Consider the following 19,910-nt stretch of genomic DNA (forward strand, 5'->3'; position numbering starts at 1 on the left):
GGGCCGTGGGACGTCAGGGGGCTTCGCCCTTTTGGGGCTCTTTGGCGCCGCCGTAGGATAGCAGCACGGGCAGCAGCAGCAGGGTGAACAGGGTGGCGCTGACGATGCCGCCGACGATCACGACCGCGAAGGGGCGCTGGGTTTCCGAGCCGATGCCGTGGGACAGGGCCGCCGGCAGCAGGCCGAGGCCGGCCATCAGGGCGGTCATCACGATCGGGCGCAGGCGCAGCATCGCGCCATCGAGGATGGCCTCGGAGCGGGTGGCGCCGCGGCGGGCAATCTCGATGACCTGCTCGACCATGATCACCCCGTTCTGCACCGAGATGCCGGCCACCGCGATGAAGCCCACCGCCGCCGACACCGACAGGTGCAGGCCGGCGAAGGCCAGCCCGGCAAAGCCGCCGATTAGCGTGAAGGGCACCATCGAGAGCACCAGCACGGCCGGGCGGATGTCGCGGAAGGCCCAGAACAGCAGCGAGAAGATCAGCGCGGCGGTGATCGGGACGATCAGCTTGAGGCGGGACATGGCCCGCTGCTGGTTCTCGAACTGGCCGCCCCAGGTGATGCTGTAGCCCGCCGGCAGGCTGACCTCGGCGGCCACCTTCTGCTGGGCCTCGGCGACGAAGCTGCCCTGGTCGCGGCCGCGCAGGTTGGCCTTGACGATCACGTTGCGGCTGCCGGCCTCGCGCTGGATGCGCGAGGCGCCCTGGCGCAGCTCCACGTCGGCCAGGTCGCCCAGCGGGATGGTGTTGCGGCCGTCGGGCAGGGCCACCGGCAGGTGGGCGATGTCGTCCACCTGGTCGCGGAAGCGGGCGTCGAAGCGCAGCGTCACGTCGTAGCGGCGGTCGGCGTCGTAGTACACATTGACCGCGCTGCCGCCGAGGGCGGTCTGGATCATCGCGTTCACGTCGGTCACGTTGATGTCGTAGCGGGCCAGCACGTCGCGGCGCAGGCGGATGTCCACCTCGCTCTGCCCGCCCACCGGCAGCGCGGCCACGTCGGCGGCGCCCTGGATGCGGTTGAGCACGGTGGCGATCTGGCGGCCCTTGGCCTCGAGCACGTCGAGGCTCGGCCCGAAGACCTTCACGGCGATCTCGCCCTTGGCGCCGGAGAGGGATTCCTCGACGCTGTCCTGGATCACCTGCGAGAAATTGGTGGGCAGGCCGGGGATGGCCGCCAGCTTGCCCGACATGCTGTCCACCAGGGCGTCCTTGCTGGCGAAGCGCCATTCGTCATGGGGCTTGAGGTCCACCAGGATCTCGATGTTGTTGGGGCCCTTTGGGTCGGTGCCGTCGTCGGGGCGGCCGACGTGGGTGATCACGGCCTTCACCTCGGGGTATTCGAGCAGGGTGGCGCGCACTTTCTGCTCGATGCTCTTGGTGTTGCCGAGGCCCGACGACTGGGGCAGGCTGATGGTGAGCCAGATGTTGCCCTCATCGAGCTTGGGCAGGAACTCCGAGCCGAGCAGCGGGGCCAGCGCCAGGGCCACCGCCAGGCAGGCGCCGGAGGCCATCACGGTGAGGCGCCGGCGGGCCTGCAGCGTGATCAGCAGGTCCCGGTAGCGTAGCTGCAGGCGGTGCAGCCAGGGGCTCTCCTTCTCGGCCATGTCCTGCTTGTTGAGGGCGTAGGAGAGCAGGGTGGGCACCAGGGTGAGGGTGAGGATCAGGCCGCCCAGCAGCGCGAAGGAGAGGGTCAGCGCCACCGGCGTGAAGATCCGCCCCTCGACTCGCTGGAAGGTGAAGATCGGCAGGAAGGCGACGATGATGATGGCCTTCGAGAACATGATCGGAGAGCCCAGCTCGACACAGGTCTGCTTGAGGGCGTGCAGGCGGCGGCCCACCGGCGAGGCGATGCCGTGGTGCTCGGCGTGGGCGTCGCCGGCCAGGCGCACCATCAGCGCCTCCACCATCACCACCGCGCTGTCGATGATCACCCCGAAGTCCACCGCGCCCAGCGAGATCAGGTTGGCCGACACCCCCATCGCGTGCATCAGGATGAAGGCGAACAGCAGCGACAGCGGGATGATCGCCGCCACGATGATGGCCGCCCGCAGGTTGCGCAGGAAGACCAGCAGGATCGCGGTGACCAGCACGGCGCCCACCAGCAGGTTCTCGCCGACGGTGGCCACGGTGTGGCCGATGAGTTCGGTGCGCTGGTAGATCGGGCGGATGCGGTAGCCCTCGGGGAGGTGGGCGTTCACGTCGTCCACCTTGAGCTTGAGGGCCTCGACGATCTTGGCGGCGTTGCCGCCCTTGGTCATCTGCACGATGCCCTCGACCACGTCGTCGTGCCTGTCGAAGCCGACGATGCCGCTGCGGGGGCGGAAGCCGTTGTCCACCTCTGCCACGTCGGAGACGCGCACCGGCTTGCCGTCGCGGGCCACCACCACCACGTCGCGCACGTCGTCGAGGCTCTGGAAGAGGCCCAGGGTGCGCACCACCAGGGCCTCGTCGCCCCGGCGCATCAGCCCGCCGCTGCCGTTGCCGCTGGCGGCGGCGAGGGCCTGGCTCACGTCGCTGAGGCTGACCGCGTAACGGCGCAGCCGGTCGGGGTCGATGCGCACCTGCACCTCGCGGATCGCGCCGCCGAAGCTGACCACCTCGGCGATGCCCGGCACCATGCGCAGGGCCGGGCGGATGGTCCAGTCCTGCACCGCGCGGATGTCCTCCCGGCTGGCGGTGGGCGGGGCTTCGAGCACGTAGCGGTAGATCTCGCCGACGGCGGTGGTGAGGGGCGCCAGGGTCGGCTGGGAGCCGGGGGGCAGGCTGACCTGCTGGAGACGTTCGAGCACCTGCTGGCGGGCGAAGTAGTCGGCCGTCTTCTCGTTGAAGGTGAGAGTCACCACCGACAGGCCGGTGATCGACACCGAGCGCAGCTGGGTCATGCCCGGCACGCCGCTCATCTCGCGCTCGATGGGCAGCGAGATGATGCGCTCGACCTCCTCGGGCGCCTGGCCCGGGGCCTGGGTGACTACCTGGACCTGCACGTCCTGGACGTCGGGGAAGGCCTCGATGGAGATCTGGTTGACCGCATAGACGCCGTAGCCCAGCACCAGCAGCGCGGCGAGGATGACGAAGACCCGCTGGCGCAGGGCGAGGGTGATCAGGGTGTCGAACATGGTGGCCGGCCCTTCAGCGCGAGCTGCTCGCCAGCTCGGCGGACAGCAGCAGGGCGCCGACGCTGACGACCTTCTCGCCGGCCTTGAGCCCGGTCCACACGTAGGCGTGGTTGCGGGTCTGGGAGGCGAGGGTGACCTCGCGCTTCTCGAACACGCCGGTGTCGCGCTCGACGAAGATGTAGTTCTTCACGCCTTCCACCAGTAGCGCGCCGATCGGCACGCGGGGCACCTCTTCCTTGGCGTCGGCGAGGATCGCGACGCGGGCGTACATCTCGGGCTTGAGCAGGTTGTCGTGGTTGTCCACCGTCACGCGGGCCTGCACACGGCGGGTCTGCGGGTCGAGGGTCGGGGCGACGCGGATCACCTTGCCCTCGAAGCTGCGCTCGGGATAGGCCGAGACCTCGACCCGGGCGGTCTTGCCGACGGTGACCACCGACAGGTCGCGCTCGGGCACGTCCACCAGTACCGACAGGCGGCTCATGTCGGTGACCACGAACAGCGGCTCGCTGGCGTCGGGGCGGACTTCCATCGCCGGGTTGATGTTGCGGGCGGCGACCACGCCCGCCAGGGGTGCGCGCAGCACGTAGCGCTGGCTGCCCGGGTCGGCGCCGCCACCGGGGGCGAGGTTGGCGAGGCGCAGGCGGGCGCGCTCGGCTTCGGCCTGGGCCTGCTGCCAGTCGGCCTGGGCGGCCTCGAACTCGCGGCGGGGCACCACCTCCGCGGCGAACAGGCTCTTCACGCGGTCGAGGGCGGCCTTCTTGAACTGGGCGTCGGCGCGGGCCTTGGCCAGGTCGGCGGCGGCGGTGCCGAGCTCGGGGGCGTCGAGCACCGCCAGCACGGCGCCGGCCTTGACGCTGTCGCCCACGTTGGCGCGGATGTCCACCGCGCGGCCGGCGACCGGCGCGAACAGCCGGGCGGTGGCGTTCTCGTCGTAGCTCACCCGGGCGGCGAGGGGCTCGTCCATCGGCACGGGGGCCAGCTCGGCGCGCTCCACCTTGAGCTGGGAGAGCTGCGGCGCGGCGGTGGGGAAGCGCAGCACGCCAGGTTCGGCGGAGGGTTTCTGGACGACGGCTTCGCTGGCGGCCTCGGGGGCGGGACGCTGCAGCAGGTACCAGGCGCCGCCGGCGAGGGCGGCGACGATCAGGGCAACGGCGATGGGGGTGCGCTTCATGGTTGAGTGTCTCCTGCCAGGCGCAGCAGCAGACCAGCGCGGGCGAGGTCGGCGCGGGCCTGGATGGTTTCGATGCGGGCGGCGCGCAGGCTGCGCTGGGTGTCGAGGTAGTCGGTGAGGCTCATGCCGCCCTTCTGGATCGCCACGTCGGCGCCGCGGGCGGCCTTTTCGGCGGCCGGCAACACCACGTCGCGCAGGCGGGTATAGCGGGACTGGCTGGCGTCGAGCTCGGCCCGCAGCCGGGACTGCTCGCTGTCGATCGCGCTGCGGGTGGCGACGAGCTGCTGCTCGGCGGCGGTGTAGTCGGCCTCGCTGCGGGCGATGTCGCCGCGGTAGTCGTAGCCGAGGAAGAGCGGCACCGAGACGCTGAGACCATAGGAGGCGGTCGAGTAGGCGTTGTTGGCGTTCGCTGCCGCATGCTCGTACTGGACACCCACCGAGACGTCGCGGGTGCGCTGGGCACGAGCCAGGTTGCGCAGGGCATCCGCCTGCTCGACGCGCTTGCGGGCGGCGAGCAGGTCGGCGCGCTCGGCGCCTTCGGCGGCGGGGGGCGGCGGGGACTCGGCGGCGGGCCAGTCGTCGGTGGTGTCGAGCCGGGCGGCCGGTACCCGGTTGCCCAGCAGCTGGGCCAGGGCGATGCGGGCGCGGGACAGGGCCAGCTCGGCCTGCAGGGCGTCGTTGGCCACCCGGGCGGCGTCGGCGGCGAAGCGGGCCACGTCCACGCCGGCCAGGTCGCCGGCCTTGCCGCGCAGCTCGGCGGCGTCGGCGGCGCGGCGGGCGAGGGCGGCGTTCTCGTCGGCGATGCGGCGGATCTCGCGGGCGGCGCGCAGGTCGAGCCAGGCGTTGGCGAGGTCGATGCGGGCCAGGCGGATCGTGTTGGCGAGGTCGGCGCTGCTGGCCGACAGGTTGCGGTCGGCGGCGGCGAGGCGCAGGTCGCGCTTGTCGCCGCGCTCGACCAGCTGGTCGATGCGCACGACATTGTCGGTCCAGCTGTTCCAGAAGCCCCGCGAGCCGGGGCGGCCGGGGTCGGTGCTGGTCGAGCCCAGGGTGAGCTGCGGGTTGGGGCGGGCCCCGGCGATGTCGATCCCGGCCCGGGCGGCGGCCTGGCCGGCACGCGCCTGCAGGATGGCCGGGTTGGCGTCCAGGAGGATGCGCTCGGCGGCGGGGAGGTCGAGGGCTTCGGGGGCGCTGCTCTGGGCGAGACTGCCAAGGGGTAGCAGGGCTGTGAGCAGAAGGGCGGGCAGGGTACGGAGGCGGGGCGGCATGCCGGAGGCTCGGAGGATGAGGCCGGGCCAGTCTAGGCTCGCTGCCTTGCAAGTCTCTGTCGGATTCCTTGCATGAAGCTTGCAGGTTTGCGAGGTGTCGTCAGCGCCCCGGGGAGGCTCCGAGGCGGCGGCGCGAGGCGGCAGGAGGGCGGGGCTCAGGCCCGCGCGACGGGGTCGATGACGCTGAGGACCGCCTCGATGAGCAGGCACACGTCCCGCCGGTTGCGGGCGTCCACCTCGAAGACCGGCACGCCGGGCTGGCCGGCCCGGTCGAGTTCGGCCTGGTAGTCGGCGAGGCGGGGGCCGCCCGGGACGTCCATGTGGGTGACGCCCACCGCGACGGCGGTCTTGCGGATGAAGCCGCTGAAGGCGCCGAGGTAGAAGCGCAGCTGCTTGAGCGGCTCGCCCCGGGAGTTGTCGATCAGCAGCAGCAGCGCGATGCCGCCCTCGGTGAGGATCTCCCACATGAAGTCGAAGCGCTCCTGGCCGGGGGTGCCGTACAGGTGGATGGTGCTGCCGTCGCCGAGCTTCATCGCGCCGTAGTCGAGGGCGACGGTGGTCCGGGGCTTGATGTCGCGCACCTCGTCGGAGGCGGCGGTGTCGGTGCGCACCGGTGGGATGTCGCTGGCGGCGGCCACGGCGGTGGTCTTGCCGGCACCGACCGGGCCGGCAAAAATGATCTTGTAGTGGCTCATCCCGGGGTGGCAGCCTCGCCGACGCGGGCCCCCAGCAGCTTGCCGAGGATGCGCTTGAAGAGGCCCCGCAGCGGGGGCGCCTCGGCTTCGGCCGTGGCCGCTACCGCGACCGCGGCGGCGCCGTGGCGGGCCACCGCCACCGCCCCGGGCGTCCGGAGCTGTTCCACATGCCCCAGGGCCAGGCAGGCGCTGTAGAAGGCGAACACGTAACGCTGGGGGACCCCCAGCAGGCGCACGGTGTCGCGCAGGCTGATGCCGCCCTTCGACCACAGGCCGGCGATGCGCATCGCCTCGGGGGGCACGGCCAGGCGGGTCAGGTTGGGCCAGGCGAGCAGGCGCACCGGGTGGTCGAGGTGGGTGCCGACGGGAATCCGGCCGCGGGAGGCCCACAGGGCGACGTCCCAGGTGAGGGCCTCGAGGGGGCGCCCGTCGAGGGTCGCGAGGGCCCCGGTGTCACGGACTTCGACCCGGCTGAGGCTGACCATGCCGCGGGTGGGGAGCTGGGCCAGGGCGCGCAGGGCGTTGGCGCTGCGCACCGGGTAGGCGCGGCCGCCCTGGGGGTCGAGGTAGAGCGCGGTGCCGTTGGCGTCGTCGACGCGCACCGGGCGCTGGATCTCGCGGGCGTGGGCGATGGCCCGGGCGATGACGCCCTGCAGGAAGTGCTCCGGGGTGTAGTAGATCGCGCTGCGGGCGGCGAGGTCGTCGAGGTCCACGTCGGGCATCGAACCCACATAAAAGGTGGACATCCGCTCCTCGATCTGCCGCATCAGGCTGACCGGGTCGGCGCTGGGCTGGCGGCTGCCGAGGGCGGGCGGGGGCGCGCTGCCGGCCGCTTCGGCCCGCGGGCTGGCCGGCGTGGCGGCGGGGGCGCCGGCGCGGGAGAGCAGCAGGCGAACCTGTTCGAGGGCGGACGAGAAGGCCGACAGCCCGATCGGCTTGGCCACTTCGATGGTCAGCGGGTCGTTGCCCAGCGGCGGCCGGTGGGCGCTGACGATCAGCGGGCGCGACGGGTAGAGCAGGCGGTGGCCTTCGAACAGGTAGGGGCCGAGGTCGCTGTCCAGGTCGATGAAGGCGACGTCGGCGGCTTCTTCGCTGCTGAGCTGGCAGCTGCCCGGGCCAACGCGCGCGAGGAACAGCTCGAAGGCGTGCAGCGCGCGCCTGTCCAGGCCCGAGTGGCAGAGACGAAGGGAAGGCTGGGCGGTCATCAGGGACTTTCTCCCGAAAGCTCGGGGCTGGGCTTGCCTATCGGGCCGTCGGTCGGGGCCGCGCGGCAAGAGCACGGCTCGGGGCACAAGCCGGCACGACGCGTCGGGTGCCGTGGTTCGGTGCCGTGCGCCCTGCGTGGCGACGGCGGTGCCTGCATGCCCGGATCTCACCGGATTCGAGCCGTCCATGCGCCGACTGTGCCGCAAATTATTCAGGCGTGATTCTAGAGGGCTACGCGCCGTTGGCAGCGGAAACTTTGATGATTTATGTGAATTTAGACATTTTTTGACAAATGCTGATGGTATTTGCCGGGCTTCTGGAGCGGCCCCGTCGGGCGCTGCAGGAAAGTGCTGTCGCGCAGCCTGCCGCCGATGGGGGGCGGGCAGGGGCGAGGGGCATCCGCCGGGGCGCGTCGACGTGGGCGCCCAGAGGCGGTCGGCGGCGGTTTTCTGGATAATGAAAGCCCTGCCCCCGCGAGGATGCGTCATGAACAAGGCCTTGAGGCTGTCCGAGAAGTGGTTCCGCTCCGGCCTGTGGCTGGTGGCGGTGGCGTTTGCCGGTTTCCTGATCGGGCTGGGCGGCACCGTCGTGCGCAACCTGCCCCAGGTGGAGCAGCGCCTCGGCCTCGAGGACTTCATCGACCAACCGGCGGCCCGGCAGGCCCGCGCGGCCATCGAGCAGGCCCGCCAGGCCCGGCAGGCGGCCGACGAGGCGCTGGACCAGGCCCGCCTCAAGCTCAACGCCCAGCGTGCCGACGCCGCCAGCGCCCGCGAGACCTATGCCAACTGGCTGGCCGCCCGGCAGGCGACCCGGCAGCCGGAGCAGGACGCCGAGCTGATCCGCCGCAGCGCGGCGCTGGATGCCCTCAAGGCCGCCGAGCGCCGGGCGCTGGCCGCGGTGGAAGCCCAGCAGCAGGCCGCCCTCGATGCACGGCAGGCCGAGGAGCGCGCCCGCCGCACGCTGCAGACGCTCGAAGCCGAGGCGGCCGGCAGGCTGGACGAAGGCCTGCGCCGGCAGGAGCTGCGGGTGTTCCTGTACCGGCTGGCCCTGACCCTGCCGCTGCTCGCCGCGGCGGGCTGGCTGTTCGCCCGGCAGCGCAGGAGCACCTGGTGGCCCTTCGTGTGGGGCTTCGTGTTCTTCGCGCTGTTCACCTTCTTCGTCGAACTCGTGCCTTACCTGCCCGATTACGGTGGCTACGTGCGCCATGTGGTGGGGATCGTCGTGACCGTGGTGGTTGGCCGGCAGGCTATCCTGGCCCTCAACCGCTACCTCGAAAGGCAGAAACTCGCCGAGGCTCGCCCCGACGCCGAGCGCCGCCAGGAGCTGGCCTACGACGTGGCGCTGGCGCGGCTTGCGAAGGGCGTCTGCCCGGGCTGCGAGCGGGCGGTGGAGCTCGGCAACACGGCCATCGACTACTGCCCTCACTGCGGCATCTGCCTGTTCGACCACTGTCGCCAGTGCACGGCGCGCAAGAGCGCCTTCTCGCGCTTCTGCCACGCCTGCGGCACGTCGGCGGCCACGTCGGGCCCTGGCGCCTCCCCTCATCCTCCAGGTGCGTGAATCATGGCAATCAGCGTCTTCGATCTGTTCAAGATCGGCATCGGCCCCTCGTCGTCCCACACCGTCGGGCCGATGCGGGCGGCCCTGCTCTTCGTGTCCGGCCTCCGTGACGAGGGGCTGCTCGGCCGCGTGACCGGGGTGAAGGCCGAGCTGTTCGGCTCCCTCGGCGCCACCGGCAAGGGCCACGGCAGCGACAAGGCGGTGCTGCTCGGCCTCGAAGGCGAGGCGCCGGACCGGGTCGACCCTGAGCGGATCGACGCCCAGCTCGCGCGCATCCGCAGCGAGCATCGCATCCGCCTCGCCGGCGAGCACCCGGTGCCCTTCGTCGAGCGCGAGCATCTGGTGATGCACCGTCGCCAGTCGTTGCCCTACCACCCCAACGGGATGCGTTTCAGCGCCTTCGACGCGGCCGGCGCGCCGCTGTGCGCCCGGGTGTATTACTCGGTTGGCGGTGGCTTCGTCGTCGACGAGGAGACGGCTGGCGCCGACCGCCTGGTCGCCGACACCACGCCGCTGGCCCACCCCTTCCACAGCGCGGCGGAGCTCCTCGCCCGCTGCCGGGAAGGGGGGCTTTCGATCAGCCGTCTGATGCTCGAGAACGAGCGCGCCTGGCGCAGCGACGCCGAGACCCGGGCCGGCCTGCTCGAGATCTGGACGGTCATGCAGGCCTGCGTGCGTCGCGGCTGCGGGCACGAGGGCGTGATGCCCGGCGGCCTGCACGTGCGGCGCCGGGCCGCCGAGCTGTACCGCACCCTCGCCGGCACGCCGGAGGCCGCGCTGCGCGACCCGCTCACCGTGCTCGACTGGGTGAACCTCTACGCGCTGGCGGTCAACGAAGAGAACGCCAGCGGGGGGCGCGTCGTCACCGCGCCGACCAACGGCGCCGCCGGCATCGTCCCGGCGGTGCTGCATTACTACGCCCGCTTCTGCGCCGGGGCGAACGAGGAGGGCGTGGTGCGCTTCCTGCTCACCGCCGGCGCGATCGGCATCCTCTACAAGGAGAACGCCTCGATCTCCGGGGCCGAGGTCGGCTGCCAGGGCGAGGTCGGTGTCGCCTGCTCGATGGCGGCCGGGGCGCTGGCCGAGGTGCTCGGCGGCACCCCCGAGCAGGTCGAGAACGCTGCCGAGATCGGCATGGAGCACAACCTCGGCCTCACCTGCGACCCGGTCGGCGGGCTGGTGCAGGTGCCGTGCATCGAGCGCAACGCGATGGGTTCGATCAAGGCCATCAACGCCGCGCGGATGGCCCTGCGCGGCGACGGCCGGCATTTCGTGTCCCTCGACAAGGTCATCAAGACGATGCGCGACACCGGCGCCGACATGAAGCTCAAGTACAAGGAGACCGCCCGCGGCGGGCTGGCGGTGAACGTCACCGAGTGCTGACATCGCCGGGGCGGGTGGGCCACCCCAAAAAAATCCGCCGTGCCTCTCTTGAAATGCACTGGGCCCGCCCCTATTATTAGCACTCGACGCAGGTGAGTGCTAACAAGCTCGCCGTGCAAGTCGCCAAACACTTGTTGGCTAAATGTTTTTACCGTGGGCCTGTGGCCCGGAACGAAACCAGTAGGAGATTGCTACATGAAAATCCGTCCCTTGCATGATCGCGTGATCGTCAAGCGCGTTGAAGCCGAGCGCACCACCTCCAGCGGTATCGTCATCCCCGACTCTGCCGGCGAGAAGCCCGATCAGGGCGAAGTGCTGGCTGTCGGCAACGGCAAGGTGCTCGACAACGGCGACGTCCGCAAGATGGATGTGAAGGTCGGCGATCGTGTTCTGTTCGGCAAGTACGCCGGCCAGACCGTCAAGGTCGATGGCCAGGAAGTCCTGGTCATGCGTGAAGAAGACATCATGGGCGTGCTCGAGGCCTGAGCCCCGCACCCCGGCTGCAGCGTGGCCCCGGCCCCTGCAGCGCCCGTCGGGCTCAGGCCCGAAGCACGTAAAAGACACTACTGAGGATTGATAAATGGCAGCTAAAGAAGTCAAGTTCGGTGATTCCGCCCGTTCCCGCATGGTCGAAGGCATCAACATCCTGGCCGACGCGGTCAAGGTGACCCTGGGCCCGAAGGGCCGCAACGTGGTGCTCGAGCGCTCCTTCGGCGCCCCGACCGTGACAAAGGACGGCGTGTCCGTGGCCAAGGAAATCGAGCTGAAGGACAAGTTCGCCAACATGGGCGCCCAGATGGTCAAGGAAGTTGCCTCCAAGACCTCCGACATCGCCGGTGACGGCACCACCACCGCCACCGTGCTGGCCCAGTCCATCGTCCGCGAAGGCATGAAGTTCGTCGCCGCCGGCATGAACCCGATGGACCTGAAGCGCGGCATCGACAAGGCCGTCGTCGCCACCATCGAAGAGCTGAAGAAGCTCTCCAAGCCCTGCTCCACCAACAAGGAAATCGCCCAGGTCGGCTCCATCTCCGCCAACAGCGATGCCTCCATCGGTGAAATCATCGCCAACGCGATGGAAAAGGTCGGCAAGGAAGGCGTCATCACCGTTGAAGACGGCAAGTCCCTCAACAACGAGCTCGACGTCGTCGAAGGCATGCAGTTCGACCGCGGCTACCTGTCCCCGTACTTCATCAACAACCCGGACAAGCAGGTTGCCATCCTCGACAACCCGTTCGTGCTGCTCTTCGACAAGAAGATCTCCAACATCCGTGACCTCCTGCCGGTCCTCGAGCAGGTCGCCAAGGCCGGCCGTCCGCTGCTGATCATCGCCGAAGACGTCGATGGCGAAGCCCTGGCCACCCTGGTCGTCAACAACATCCGTGGCATCCTCAAGACCTGCGCCGTCAAGGCCCCGGGCTTCGGCGACCGTCGCAAGGCCATGCTGGAAGACATCGCCGTGCTGACCGGCGGCCAGGTGATCGCTGAAGAAGTCGGCCTGACCCTCGAGAAGGCCACCCTGGACGACCTCGGCCAGGCCAAGCGCATCGAAGTGGGCAAGGAAAACACCACCATCATCGACGGCGCCGGCGTTGCCGAGCGCATCGAAGCCCGCGTCAAGCAGATCCGCGTCCAGATCGAGGAAGCCACCTCCGACTACGACCGCGAGAAGCTGCAGGAGCGCGTTGCCAAGCTGGCTGGCGGCGTTGCCGTCATCAAGGTTGGCGCCGCCACCGAAGTCGAGATGAAGGAAAAGAAGGCCCGCGTCGAAGACGCCCTGCACGCCACCCGCGCTGCCGTTGAAGAAGGCATCGTCCCGGGCGGCGGCGTGGCCCTGCTGCGTGCCCGCGCCAACCTGACCGGCCTGAAGGGTGACAACCACGACCAGGACGCCGGCATCAAGATCGTGCTGCGCGCCATGGAGCAGCCCCTGCGCGAGATCGTCGCCAACGCCGGCGCCGAAGCCTCCGTGGTGGTGAACAAGGTCGTCGAAGGCTCCGGCAACTTCGGCTACAACGCCGCTTCCGATGTCTACGGCGACATGGTCGAAATGGGCGTTCTCGACCCGACCAAGGTCACCCGCACCGCGCTGCAGAACGCCGCCTCCGTGGCCGGCCTGATGCTGACCACCGACTGCATGGTTGCCGAAGTCGTCGAAGAAAAGGCTGCCGGCGGCATGCCCGACATGGGCGGCATGGGCGGCATGGGTGGCATGGGCGGCATGGGCATGGGCATGTAATTCCCTGCCTGAGGCCTCTTCCGGGAGGCTTCCTGCCAACAAAAAACCCCGCTTTGTGCGGGGTTTTTTGTTTTGGGCGCCGCTTGTGTGGTGGTTTGTTTCGCCGTCGTGGAGGCGCGGCCGTGGCCGTGATTCAAACGTAAGTTCACCGTAAGACTGCCCCGGTAACTTGCACTCACCCTTAAAGGAGCCTGCCGGTTCCTTGTTAGGTTCATTCGAAGAGGAGGAGACATATATGAGAGACGACCTCGGCGACCGCATCCGGGCAAATCCGAAATACCAGGAGCTGGTCTCAAAGCGCAATTCGTACAGCTGGATGATGACCATCATCATGCTGGCCGTTTACTACGGCTACATCGTGCTGATCGCCTTCAACAAGGAGTTCCTCGCCCAGAAGACCGGCGCGGGTGTCACATCCTACGGGATCCCCATCGGCCTCGGCGTGATCATCTTCACCGTCGTGATCACCGGCATCTACATCCGTCGCGCCAACACCGAGTTCGACGCGCTGAAGGAACAAGTCATCAAGGAGGCCACCAAGTGATGCGCACTTCCAAGCTCTTCCTCGGCCTCCTGGCCGTGCTGGCCTCCGGCGTGGCGCTGGCCGCCGGCGCCGACCTCGGCCAGGCCGAGAAGCAGGCCACCAACTGGACTGCGATCATCATGTTCGGCATCTTCGTTGCCGGCACGATGTTCATCACCAAGTGGGCCGCCTCCAAGACCAAGTCGGCCGCCGACTTCTACACCGCCGGCGGTGGCATCACCGGCTTCCAGAACGGCCTGGCGATCGCCGGCGACTACATGTCCGCCGCGTCCTTCCTCGGTATCTCGGCCGCGGTGATGGCCAACGGTTACGACGGCCTGATCTATGCGATCGGCTTCCTCGTCGGCTGGCCGATCATCACCTTCCTGATGGCCGAGCGCCTCCGCAACCTCGGCAAGTTCACCTTTGCCGACGTGGCCGGCTACCGCTTCCAGCAGACCCCGATCCGCGCCTTCGCGGCCTCGGGTACCCTGGTCGTCGTGGCCTTCTACCTCATCGCCCAGATGGTCGGCGCCGGTCAGCTCATCAAGCTGCTGTTCGGCCTCGAGTACTGGATGGCGGTGGTGATCGTCGGCGCGCTGATGATGGTCTACGTGCTCTTCGGTGGCATGACCGCCACCACCTGGGTGCAGATCATCAAGGCCGTACTGCTGCTGTGTGGCGCCTCCTTCATGGCCTTCATGGTGCTGATCAAGTTCGGCTTCAGCCCCGAGGCGATGTTCGCCAAGGCTGTCGAGATCAAGACCGCCCTCGCCGCCAAGGACGCCAAGCTGATCGAAGCCGCCGCCGCCAAGGGCGTCGAAGTGGCCGTCGAAGCCGCCAAGAAGGGTGACTCCATCATGGCGCCGGGCTCCTTCGTGAAGGATCCGATCTCCGCGATCTCCTTCGGCATGGCGCTGATGTTCGGCACCGCCGGCCTCCCGCACATCCTGATGCGCTTCTTCACCGTGCCGGATGCCAAGGAAGCGCGCAAGTCCGTGGGCTGGGCCACCGTCTGGATCGGCTACTTCTACATCCTGACCTTCATCATCGGCTTTGGCGCCATCACCTTCGTGCTGACCAACCCCGAGTTCCTGGATGCCAAGGGCGCCCTGAAGGGTGGCGGCAACATGGCGGCCATCCACCTGGCCAACGCCGTCGGCGGCAACGTCTTCCTCGGCTTCATCTCCGCGGTTGCCTTCGCCACCATCCTGGCCGTGGTTGCGGGTCTGACCCTGTCCGGTGCGTCGGCCGTGTCCCACGACCTCTACGCCACGGTGTTCAAGAAGGGCAATGCCGACTCCGCCGCCGAGCTGCGCGTGTCCCGCATCACCACCATCGTGCTGGGTATCATCGCGGTTGTTCTGGGTATCGCCTTCGAAAAGCAGAACATCGCCTTCATGGTGTCCCTGGCCTTCGCCATCGCCGCCTCCGCCAACTTCCCGGTGCTCTTCATGAGCGTGCTGTGGAAGGACTGCACCACCAAGGGCGCGGTCATCGGCGGCTTCCTCGGCCTGCTCAGCGCCGTCGTCATGACCGTGCTGTCCAAGTCGGTGTGGGTCGACGTGCTCGGCAACAAGGACGCGATCTTCCCCTATACCTCGCCGGCCCTGTTCTCCATGACCATCGGTTTCGTGGGGATCTGGATCTTCTCGCTGCTCGACCGCAGCGCGAACGCCCAGCAGGAACGTGCCGACTTCGCCGCCCAGCTGATCCGGTCCGAAACCGGCATCGGTGCCGCCGGCGCCTCCGGCCACTAAGCCTCTTCCGGCCGCCGGGTCCCACGACCCGGCCCAGGCAAAACCCCGGCAGCCTCTGGCTGACCGGGGTTTTGTGCGTAAACGGGTGTCGCGGCGTGGGGCGTGCGGGGCTGTGCTAGACTCGAACGCATTTGACGGCGAGCGTTCACGGCCCGCGCCCGACTCTTGTGGCCGGGTTTTTTGGTTGTTGCCGGGGCGTAACGCAGGCGTAACGGGGATTGGTTGGCAGCGGGTGATTCCGGGCTGGCCCGGCAATGTGTTGCCGGTCGCCCGCCGCGCCAAAAAAACGGCGGGGGAGAGGCCCGTCGGGCGGCCCAATCCCCCGAGGCGCGAGCGCCTCCAAGACCGAGTAAAGGAGAACAGCGATTCCAGTGTGCTGGCCTCCGCTTACTCAAAACTTACGCTGCTGCTTCGGGTGAATAAACCATGCGGATACTGCTGGCCGAGGACGATCTGATCATCGCCGACGGGCTGTGCCGGGCGCTCAAGAAGGCCGGCTATGCCGTCGACCACGTCCCCAACGGCGCCGACGCCGACGCCGCGCTGCTCGGCCAGAGCTTCGACCTGCTGATCCTTGACCTCGGCCTGCCCAAGCTGTCGGGCATCGAGGTGCTGCGCCGCCTGCGGGCCCGCAAGTGCGCGCTGCCGGTGCTGATCCTCACCGCCCAGGACGGCATCGAGGATCGCGTCCGCGGCCTCGACGCCGGCGCCGACGACTACCTCACCAAGCCCTTCGCGCTGCCCGAGCTCGAAGCCCGCGTGCGGGCGCTCACCCGCCGCGGCACCGGCCAGGCCCGCTGCATCGAGTTCGCCAGGCTCTCCTACGACCAGGCCGACCGCGTGGTCAAGATCGACGGCCAGGTGGTCGAGCTGTCGGCCCGCGAGATCGGCCTGCTGGAAGTCCTGCTGCTGCGTGCCGGGCGGCTGGTGAGCAAGGAGCAGCTGGTGGACCACCTGTGCGGCTGGGGCGAGGAAGTGTCCAACAACGCCATCGAGGTGTACGTGCACCGCCTGCGCAAGAAGCTCGAACGCAGCGGCGTGCAGATCGTCACCGTGCGGGGCCTGGGCTACTGCCTGGAAAAGCCGGATGTGGCCGCGTAGGCGAGGCGGCGCGCCGGACGCGCCCGGCGCCGACGGCAAGGCCTTCAACTCGCTCTTCGGCGAGATCCTCGACTGGATGCTCGCGCCGCTGCTGTTCCTGTGGCCGATCTCCATCATCGTCACCCACAACGTCGCCAACAGCATCGCCAACCAGCCCTACGACCAGGCCCTGGCGGTGAACGTGCGGGCCATCGCCCGGCTGGTGCAGCTCGACGCCGACAAGGCCCGGCTCAACTTTCCGGCGCCGGCCCGCCTGATCCTGCGCGCCGACGAGGACGACACCGTGTATTACCAGGTGATCGGCCTGAAGGGCGAGCTTCTCGCCGGCGACAAGGACATCCCGCCGATCACCGCCCCCGACAGCGTCGAGCCCGACCTCGTGATGTTCCGCGACGAGCAGATCGCCGGCGAGGACGTCCGCGTCGCCTATCAGTTTCTCCTGCCGCCGGGCGGCGCCCACGGCCGCTTCGTGCTGCTGCAGGTGGCCGAGACCCGCAACAAGCGCAGCACTCTGGCCTCGCGGGTCGTTACCGGCGTGCTGCTGCCCCAGTTCGCGATCATCCCGATCGCGGTGATCCTGGTGTGGCTCGGCCTGTCCCGCGGCATCGCGCCCCTCAACCACCTGCAGAGCTACATCCGCCGCCGCCGGCCGTCCGACCTGTCGCCCATCTCGGTCTCGGGCGTGCCCGAGGAGGTGCGGCCGCTCATCATCGCCTTCAACGACATGATGGCCCGCCTCGAAGAAAACCTGCAGGCCCAGCAGCGCTTCATCGCCGACGCCGCCCACCAGATGCGCACCCCGCTCACCGGCCTGCGCATGCAGACCGACCTCGCGCTGATGGAAACCGACCCGGAGCAGGTGCACCGCTCCCTCCGGCAGATCTCCGAGAGCGCCGAGCGCGCCAGCCACCTCATCAACCAGCTGCTGTCCCTGGCCCGCGCCGAGGCCAGCTACGAAAAGATCTACGCCGTCGAGCGGGTCGACCTCGAAAGCCTGCTGCGCACCATGCTCAGCGACTTCGTGCCCCGCGCCCGCCAGAAGAACATCGACTTCGGCCTCGAAACCACCGACGAGCCGCTGATCATCGACGGCAACCCGGTGCTCCTCGCCGAGCTCCTCAAGAACCTCATCGACAACGCCATCAAGTACACCCCGGAGGGCGGTTGCGTCACCGTGCGCACCATCGCCACCGACCATGCCATCGTCGAGGTCGAGGATACCGGTATCGGCGTACCCGAAGCCGACCGGGAGCGCGTCTTCGAGCGCTTCTACCGCGTCCTGGGCAGCACCGAGAGCGGCTCCGGCCTCGGCCTGCCCATCGTGCGCGAGATCGCCGAACTCCACCGCGCCAAGGTCAGCCTCAACCCCAACCCCAGCGGCAAGGGCACCATCGCCCAGGTCGTCTTCCCCCGCACCCGCGCCGTCCAGGAACCCGAAGCCTCCCGCCTGGAGATCGCCCTCTCCCGTCCCTCGTCCCGGCAGTTTCCGCCCACCTGAACCCCGCCGGGCAGGGGAGCGCAAAAAAGATTACGATTCTTGTTGACACGCTTTAAGGGGTAGCCTATTATGCGTGCTCTCGAAGGCCAGTTAGCTCAGTTGGTAGAGCAGCGGATTGAAAATCCGCGTGTCCGTGGTTCGATTCCGCGACTGGCCACCAGATTTTAAGCCGCTTCACGCATGTTTGCGTGAAGCGGCTTTTCTACATTTTCAAGCTGTTTTCTACAAAATGTGCGGGATAATGATGCGGGAATAAAGTGCAGTTTCCGCTAGAATCCGTAATCAGGCCTTTTGTATGGCTACCGATTCTACGATCCGCGCTTGTTGCTTCTCGCCAACGTTCCTTGCTCGTAGCAGTAGCTGAGTGGTGTTTTCTGTGGGGCAGGTCGATGTTATTCCAATATCGATGTATTGCTTCACTACGAAAGGTGCGATGATCCCATGATGCAGTGAAACGGAGTGGAAATGACGTGCATGATCGAAGAGTACGTTGCAGTGCGTGGCATCACTCTTTTGACGCACTTTACCCAGGTAAGCAATCTAGACTCCATTCTCCGGCGAGGGCTTTTGCCGCGCGATATGTTGATTGGTGACGATAATGTCCGCTTCAACGACCAATATCGCCTAGATGGAACGCGTGCTGTCTGTCTGTCTGTCGAGCATCCGAATTACAAAATGTTCTACAGGCTTCGTCAGGAAACCCCGGATGTAGAGTGGGTTGTTCTTGCTGTTAGTCGTAAGGTGCTGTGGTCGCTGCCTTGTGCATTCTGTGCAACGAACGCAGCTTCCGCTACTGTTACGGCGATACCATTAGAGCAGCGCCAAACGTTGGCGGCGCTAAAAAATTTGTTTGCTGACTGGGGTGTCCTAACTAGAGCAGTCCTTGGTATCCAGGATAGCTACCCAACGAACCCGCAGGCAGAGGTGCTCATGCTCGAAGGGGTTCCTAGAGAGTATATTTTGGGAGTAATCGTTTCGACGATAGCCCTCAAGAATGAGTTGCTAGAGCGTTACCCGAGCGTGGCTGTGAAGTATATCCCACGCTTTTTTAGCTATCGGCATGACTACATCCATTGGAGGTAATCATAACCAAATGGCCTCAAGACCAATTTTTACGCCTTCGCTTAGTGGCAAGTTGCTTGTGTGGACTCACCATGTAGATTTTCAGTGGTTCCCAGGGATGGCCAAGAGTCAGTCTCAAAAATCCATTGCATCTCTACATGCAGCCGCCCGAGTCCAACTCGGCGTCGATAAAGTGCTCGAAATCTCCAGCAAATCGCCTTCTGATTTAGGTGTAAGCCTTAGTGCATTTAATTTGATGATTAAGACGCTCAAGCATGAGCGAGAGTTCAGTCTTGAGTGCGCCTACCAGGCAAGCAAAGTCTTTGAGCATGGTGGTCCTTTTACGGATTTGCTAGAGGCGCGGTCAATCGATGCTAAACGAGATGCGCGCCTTCTTCAGCACGGGCGCTTAGTTAAGTTCCGTTTTTACGGGATGGATTGGGATTTGGAGCCAAAAACCGCATTTTACGACTGGCTGTACATTAATGCTCTTCACAAACGCCCAGAGCTTGCTGAGCAGGTTTTGACGTATAGCGCATTTTCGGATATCGCGTTTAATCCCGATCGGTCAATTAACTGTCAAGCGTATGCTGCTGCGCTTTATGTGTCGCTACATGAGCGGGGTTTGCTGACGGATAAGGTCCTAAAGGATCAGAAGAAGTATCTTTCAGTTATTGCCACGGGAGAGGTCAGCAATGCTCATGAGGATACTGTGACGCAGCGTAGATTGCTTTAAAAGAGGCTTCGGGCCCAATAGATGGCATGGACGAGCCGTTTCGTACACTATGGAGGGCGCTATCTAAGCGGCCTTACCCGCTCGCCCTTTCTGCTGCGCGTATAGTGCTCGGTCATGTCCCGTTTTGCGTGTCCTAGCAGTTTTTGAGCATGTCCTAGATCACCAGTATCGGTTGCAGCCTTAGCGCGGATGTCCCGAAACTGAAAAGTCGCGCCAGCGGCTTCCCTGGCCTCGTCAAACCGATTCCGCAGCATCCAGTAGGTGAGAGGTTGGCCGCTCTCGTCCTGAATCAGCCAGGCGCCCTTGATCTTCGCCGGCCGGCTGGTGATCCGGTCTATCACTTGGGCAAGCTCCCCGGTGATCTCGATGGCGAGCTTTTTTCCTGTCTTGTTCTGCTTGAGGTGCAGCGCGCCGTCCCGGATGTCGGCGCGGGTCAGCTTGAGCACGTCAGCGGGCCGCTGGCCGGCCCCCCGCGTCAGAATAGTTGCCACCTCGATAGAATCCTGAATTCGGGGGCGATGATGAGAGAACGACTTGGCGCGATACGGACAAGACTTCAAAGACAGAGCGGTAGCGCGGTTGTTGCCGCCGGA

At 67.0% G+C, this 19,910-nt stretch carries 16 protein-coding genes and 1 tRNA gene; 11 read left to right on the forward strand and 6 right to left on the reverse strand.

The genetic code is table 11. The features are described from left to right. Window positions 1-13 precede the first annotated feature (13 nt). The 5 genes from ACE3OU_RS14325 to ACE3OU_RS14345 form a co-directional block, all read right to left on the reverse strand. Entirely contained in the window at window positions 14-3,118 is a 3,105-nt protein-coding gene (locus ACE3OU_RS14325; protein ID WP_374242229.1) for an efflux RND transporter permease subunit, read from the reverse strand. Between the two features lie 13 nt (window positions 3,119-3,131). Next, complete coding sequence (locus tag ACE3OU_RS14330) at window positions 3,132-4,289, reverse strand: efflux RND transporter periplasmic adaptor subunit (protein WP_374242230.1); 1,158 nt, start codon at window positions 4,287-4,289, stop codon at window positions 3,132-3,134. Beyond that, on the reverse strand, window positions 4,286-5,554 hold the full coding sequence (locus ACE3OU_RS14335) for a TolC family protein (RefSeq protein ID WP_374242231.1): 1,269 nt from the start codon (window positions 5,552-5,554) through the stop codon (window positions 4,286-4,288). Before ACE3OU_RS14335 ends, ACE3OU_RS14330 begins: the two co-directional genes overlap by 4 nt. A gap of 155 nt (window positions 5,555-5,709) precedes the next feature. Next, window positions 5,710-6,249, reverse strand: coding sequence for an ATP/GTP-binding protein (locus ACE3OU_RS14340; protein ID WP_374242232.1), 540 nt, complete (start codon window positions 6,247-6,249; stop codon window positions 5,710-5,712). Further along, on the reverse strand, window positions 6,246-7,454 hold the full coding sequence (locus tag ACE3OU_RS14345; RefSeq protein ID WP_374242233.1) for a hypothetical protein: 1,209 nt from the start codon (window positions 7,452-7,454) through the stop codon (window positions 6,246-6,248). Before ACE3OU_RS14345 ends, ACE3OU_RS14340 begins: the two co-directional genes overlap by 4 nt. Before the next feature lie 487 nt (window positions 7,455-7,941). Between ACE3OU_RS14345 and ACE3OU_RS14350 the strand changes: the two genes are divergently transcribed. The 11 genes from ACE3OU_RS14350 to ACE3OU_RS14400 all read left to right on the forward strand — a co-directional run bounded on the left by ACE3OU_RS14350 (window position 7,942) and on the right by ACE3OU_RS14400 (window position 19,317). Next, window positions 7,942-9,015, forward strand: a complete 1,074-nt coding sequence (locus ACE3OU_RS14350; RefSeq protein ID WP_374242234.1) for a serine endopeptidase — start codon at window positions 7,942-7,944, stop codon at window positions 9,013-9,015. 3 nt (window positions 9,016-9,018) lie between these two features. After that, on the forward strand, window positions 9,019-10,398 hold the full coding sequence (locus ACE3OU_RS14355; protein WP_374242235.1) for an L-serine ammonia-lyase: 1,380 nt from the start codon (window positions 9,019-9,021) through the stop codon (window positions 10,396-10,398). A 195-nt stretch (window positions 10,399-10,593) separates the two neighbouring features. Further along, entirely contained in the window at window positions 10,594-10,884 is a 291-nt protein-coding gene (gene groES, locus ACE3OU_RS14360) for a co-chaperone GroES (protein ID WP_298601590.1), read from the forward strand. Window positions 10,885-10,978: 94 nt separating this feature from the next. Then, window positions 10,979-12,637, forward strand: a complete 1,659-nt coding sequence (gene groL / locus ACE3OU_RS14365) for a chaperonin GroEL (RefSeq protein WP_374242236.1) — start codon at window positions 10,979-10,981, stop codon at window positions 12,635-12,637. 235 nt (window positions 12,638-12,872) lie between these two features. Beyond that, a complete protein-coding gene (locus ACE3OU_RS14370) occupies window positions 12,873-13,181 on the forward strand; it encodes a DUF485 domain-containing protein (RefSeq protein ID WP_374242237.1) in 309 nt (102 codons plus the stop codon). Then, entirely contained in the window at window positions 13,181-14,920 is a 1,740-nt protein-coding gene (locus ACE3OU_RS14375; protein ID WP_374242242.1) for a cation acetate symporter, read from the forward strand. Before ACE3OU_RS14370 ends, ACE3OU_RS14375 begins: the two co-directional genes overlap by 1 nt. A 426-nt stretch (window positions 14,921-15,346) precedes the next feature. Further along, window positions 15,347-16,021 (forward strand): response regulator, encoded by a 675-nt coding sequence (locus ACE3OU_RS14380; RefSeq protein WP_374242238.1) that lies wholly within the window; start codon window positions 15,347-15,349, stop codon window positions 16,019-16,021. After that, window positions 16,008-17,519, forward strand: a complete 1,512-nt coding sequence (locus ACE3OU_RS14385; protein WP_374242239.1) for a sensor histidine kinase — start codon at window positions 16,008-16,010, stop codon at window positions 17,517-17,519. Before ACE3OU_RS14380 ends, ACE3OU_RS14385 begins: the two co-directional genes overlap by 14 nt. Window positions 17,520-17,603: 84 nt before the next feature. Further along, window positions 17,604-17,679 (forward strand) — tRNA-Phe (locus tag ACE3OU_RS14390). A 314-nt stretch (window positions 17,680-17,993) separates the two neighbouring features. After that, window positions 17,994-18,602, forward strand: coding sequence for a DarT ssDNA thymidine ADP-ribosyltransferase family protein (locus tag ACE3OU_RS14395; RefSeq protein WP_374242240.1), 609 nt, complete (start codon window positions 17,994-17,996; stop codon window positions 18,600-18,602). 10 nt (window positions 18,603-18,612) lie between these two features. Beyond that, on the forward strand, window positions 18,613-19,317 hold the full coding sequence (locus ACE3OU_RS14400) for a hypothetical protein (protein WP_374242243.1): 705 nt from the start codon (window positions 18,613-18,615) through the stop codon (window positions 19,315-19,317). A 59-nt stretch (window positions 19,318-19,376) separates the two neighbouring features. Here the strand turns inward: ACE3OU_RS14400 and ACE3OU_RS14405 are convergent. Then, the coding region (locus tag ACE3OU_RS14405; protein ID WP_374242241.1) for a tyrosine-type recombinase/integrase at window positions 19,377-19,910 on the reverse strand (534 nt) is incomplete at its 5' end.

Source organism: Zoogloea sp. (assembly GCF_041908905.1).
Taxonomy (GTDB): Bacteria; Pseudomonadota; Gammaproteobacteria; order Burkholderiales; family Rhodocyclaceae; genus Zoogloea.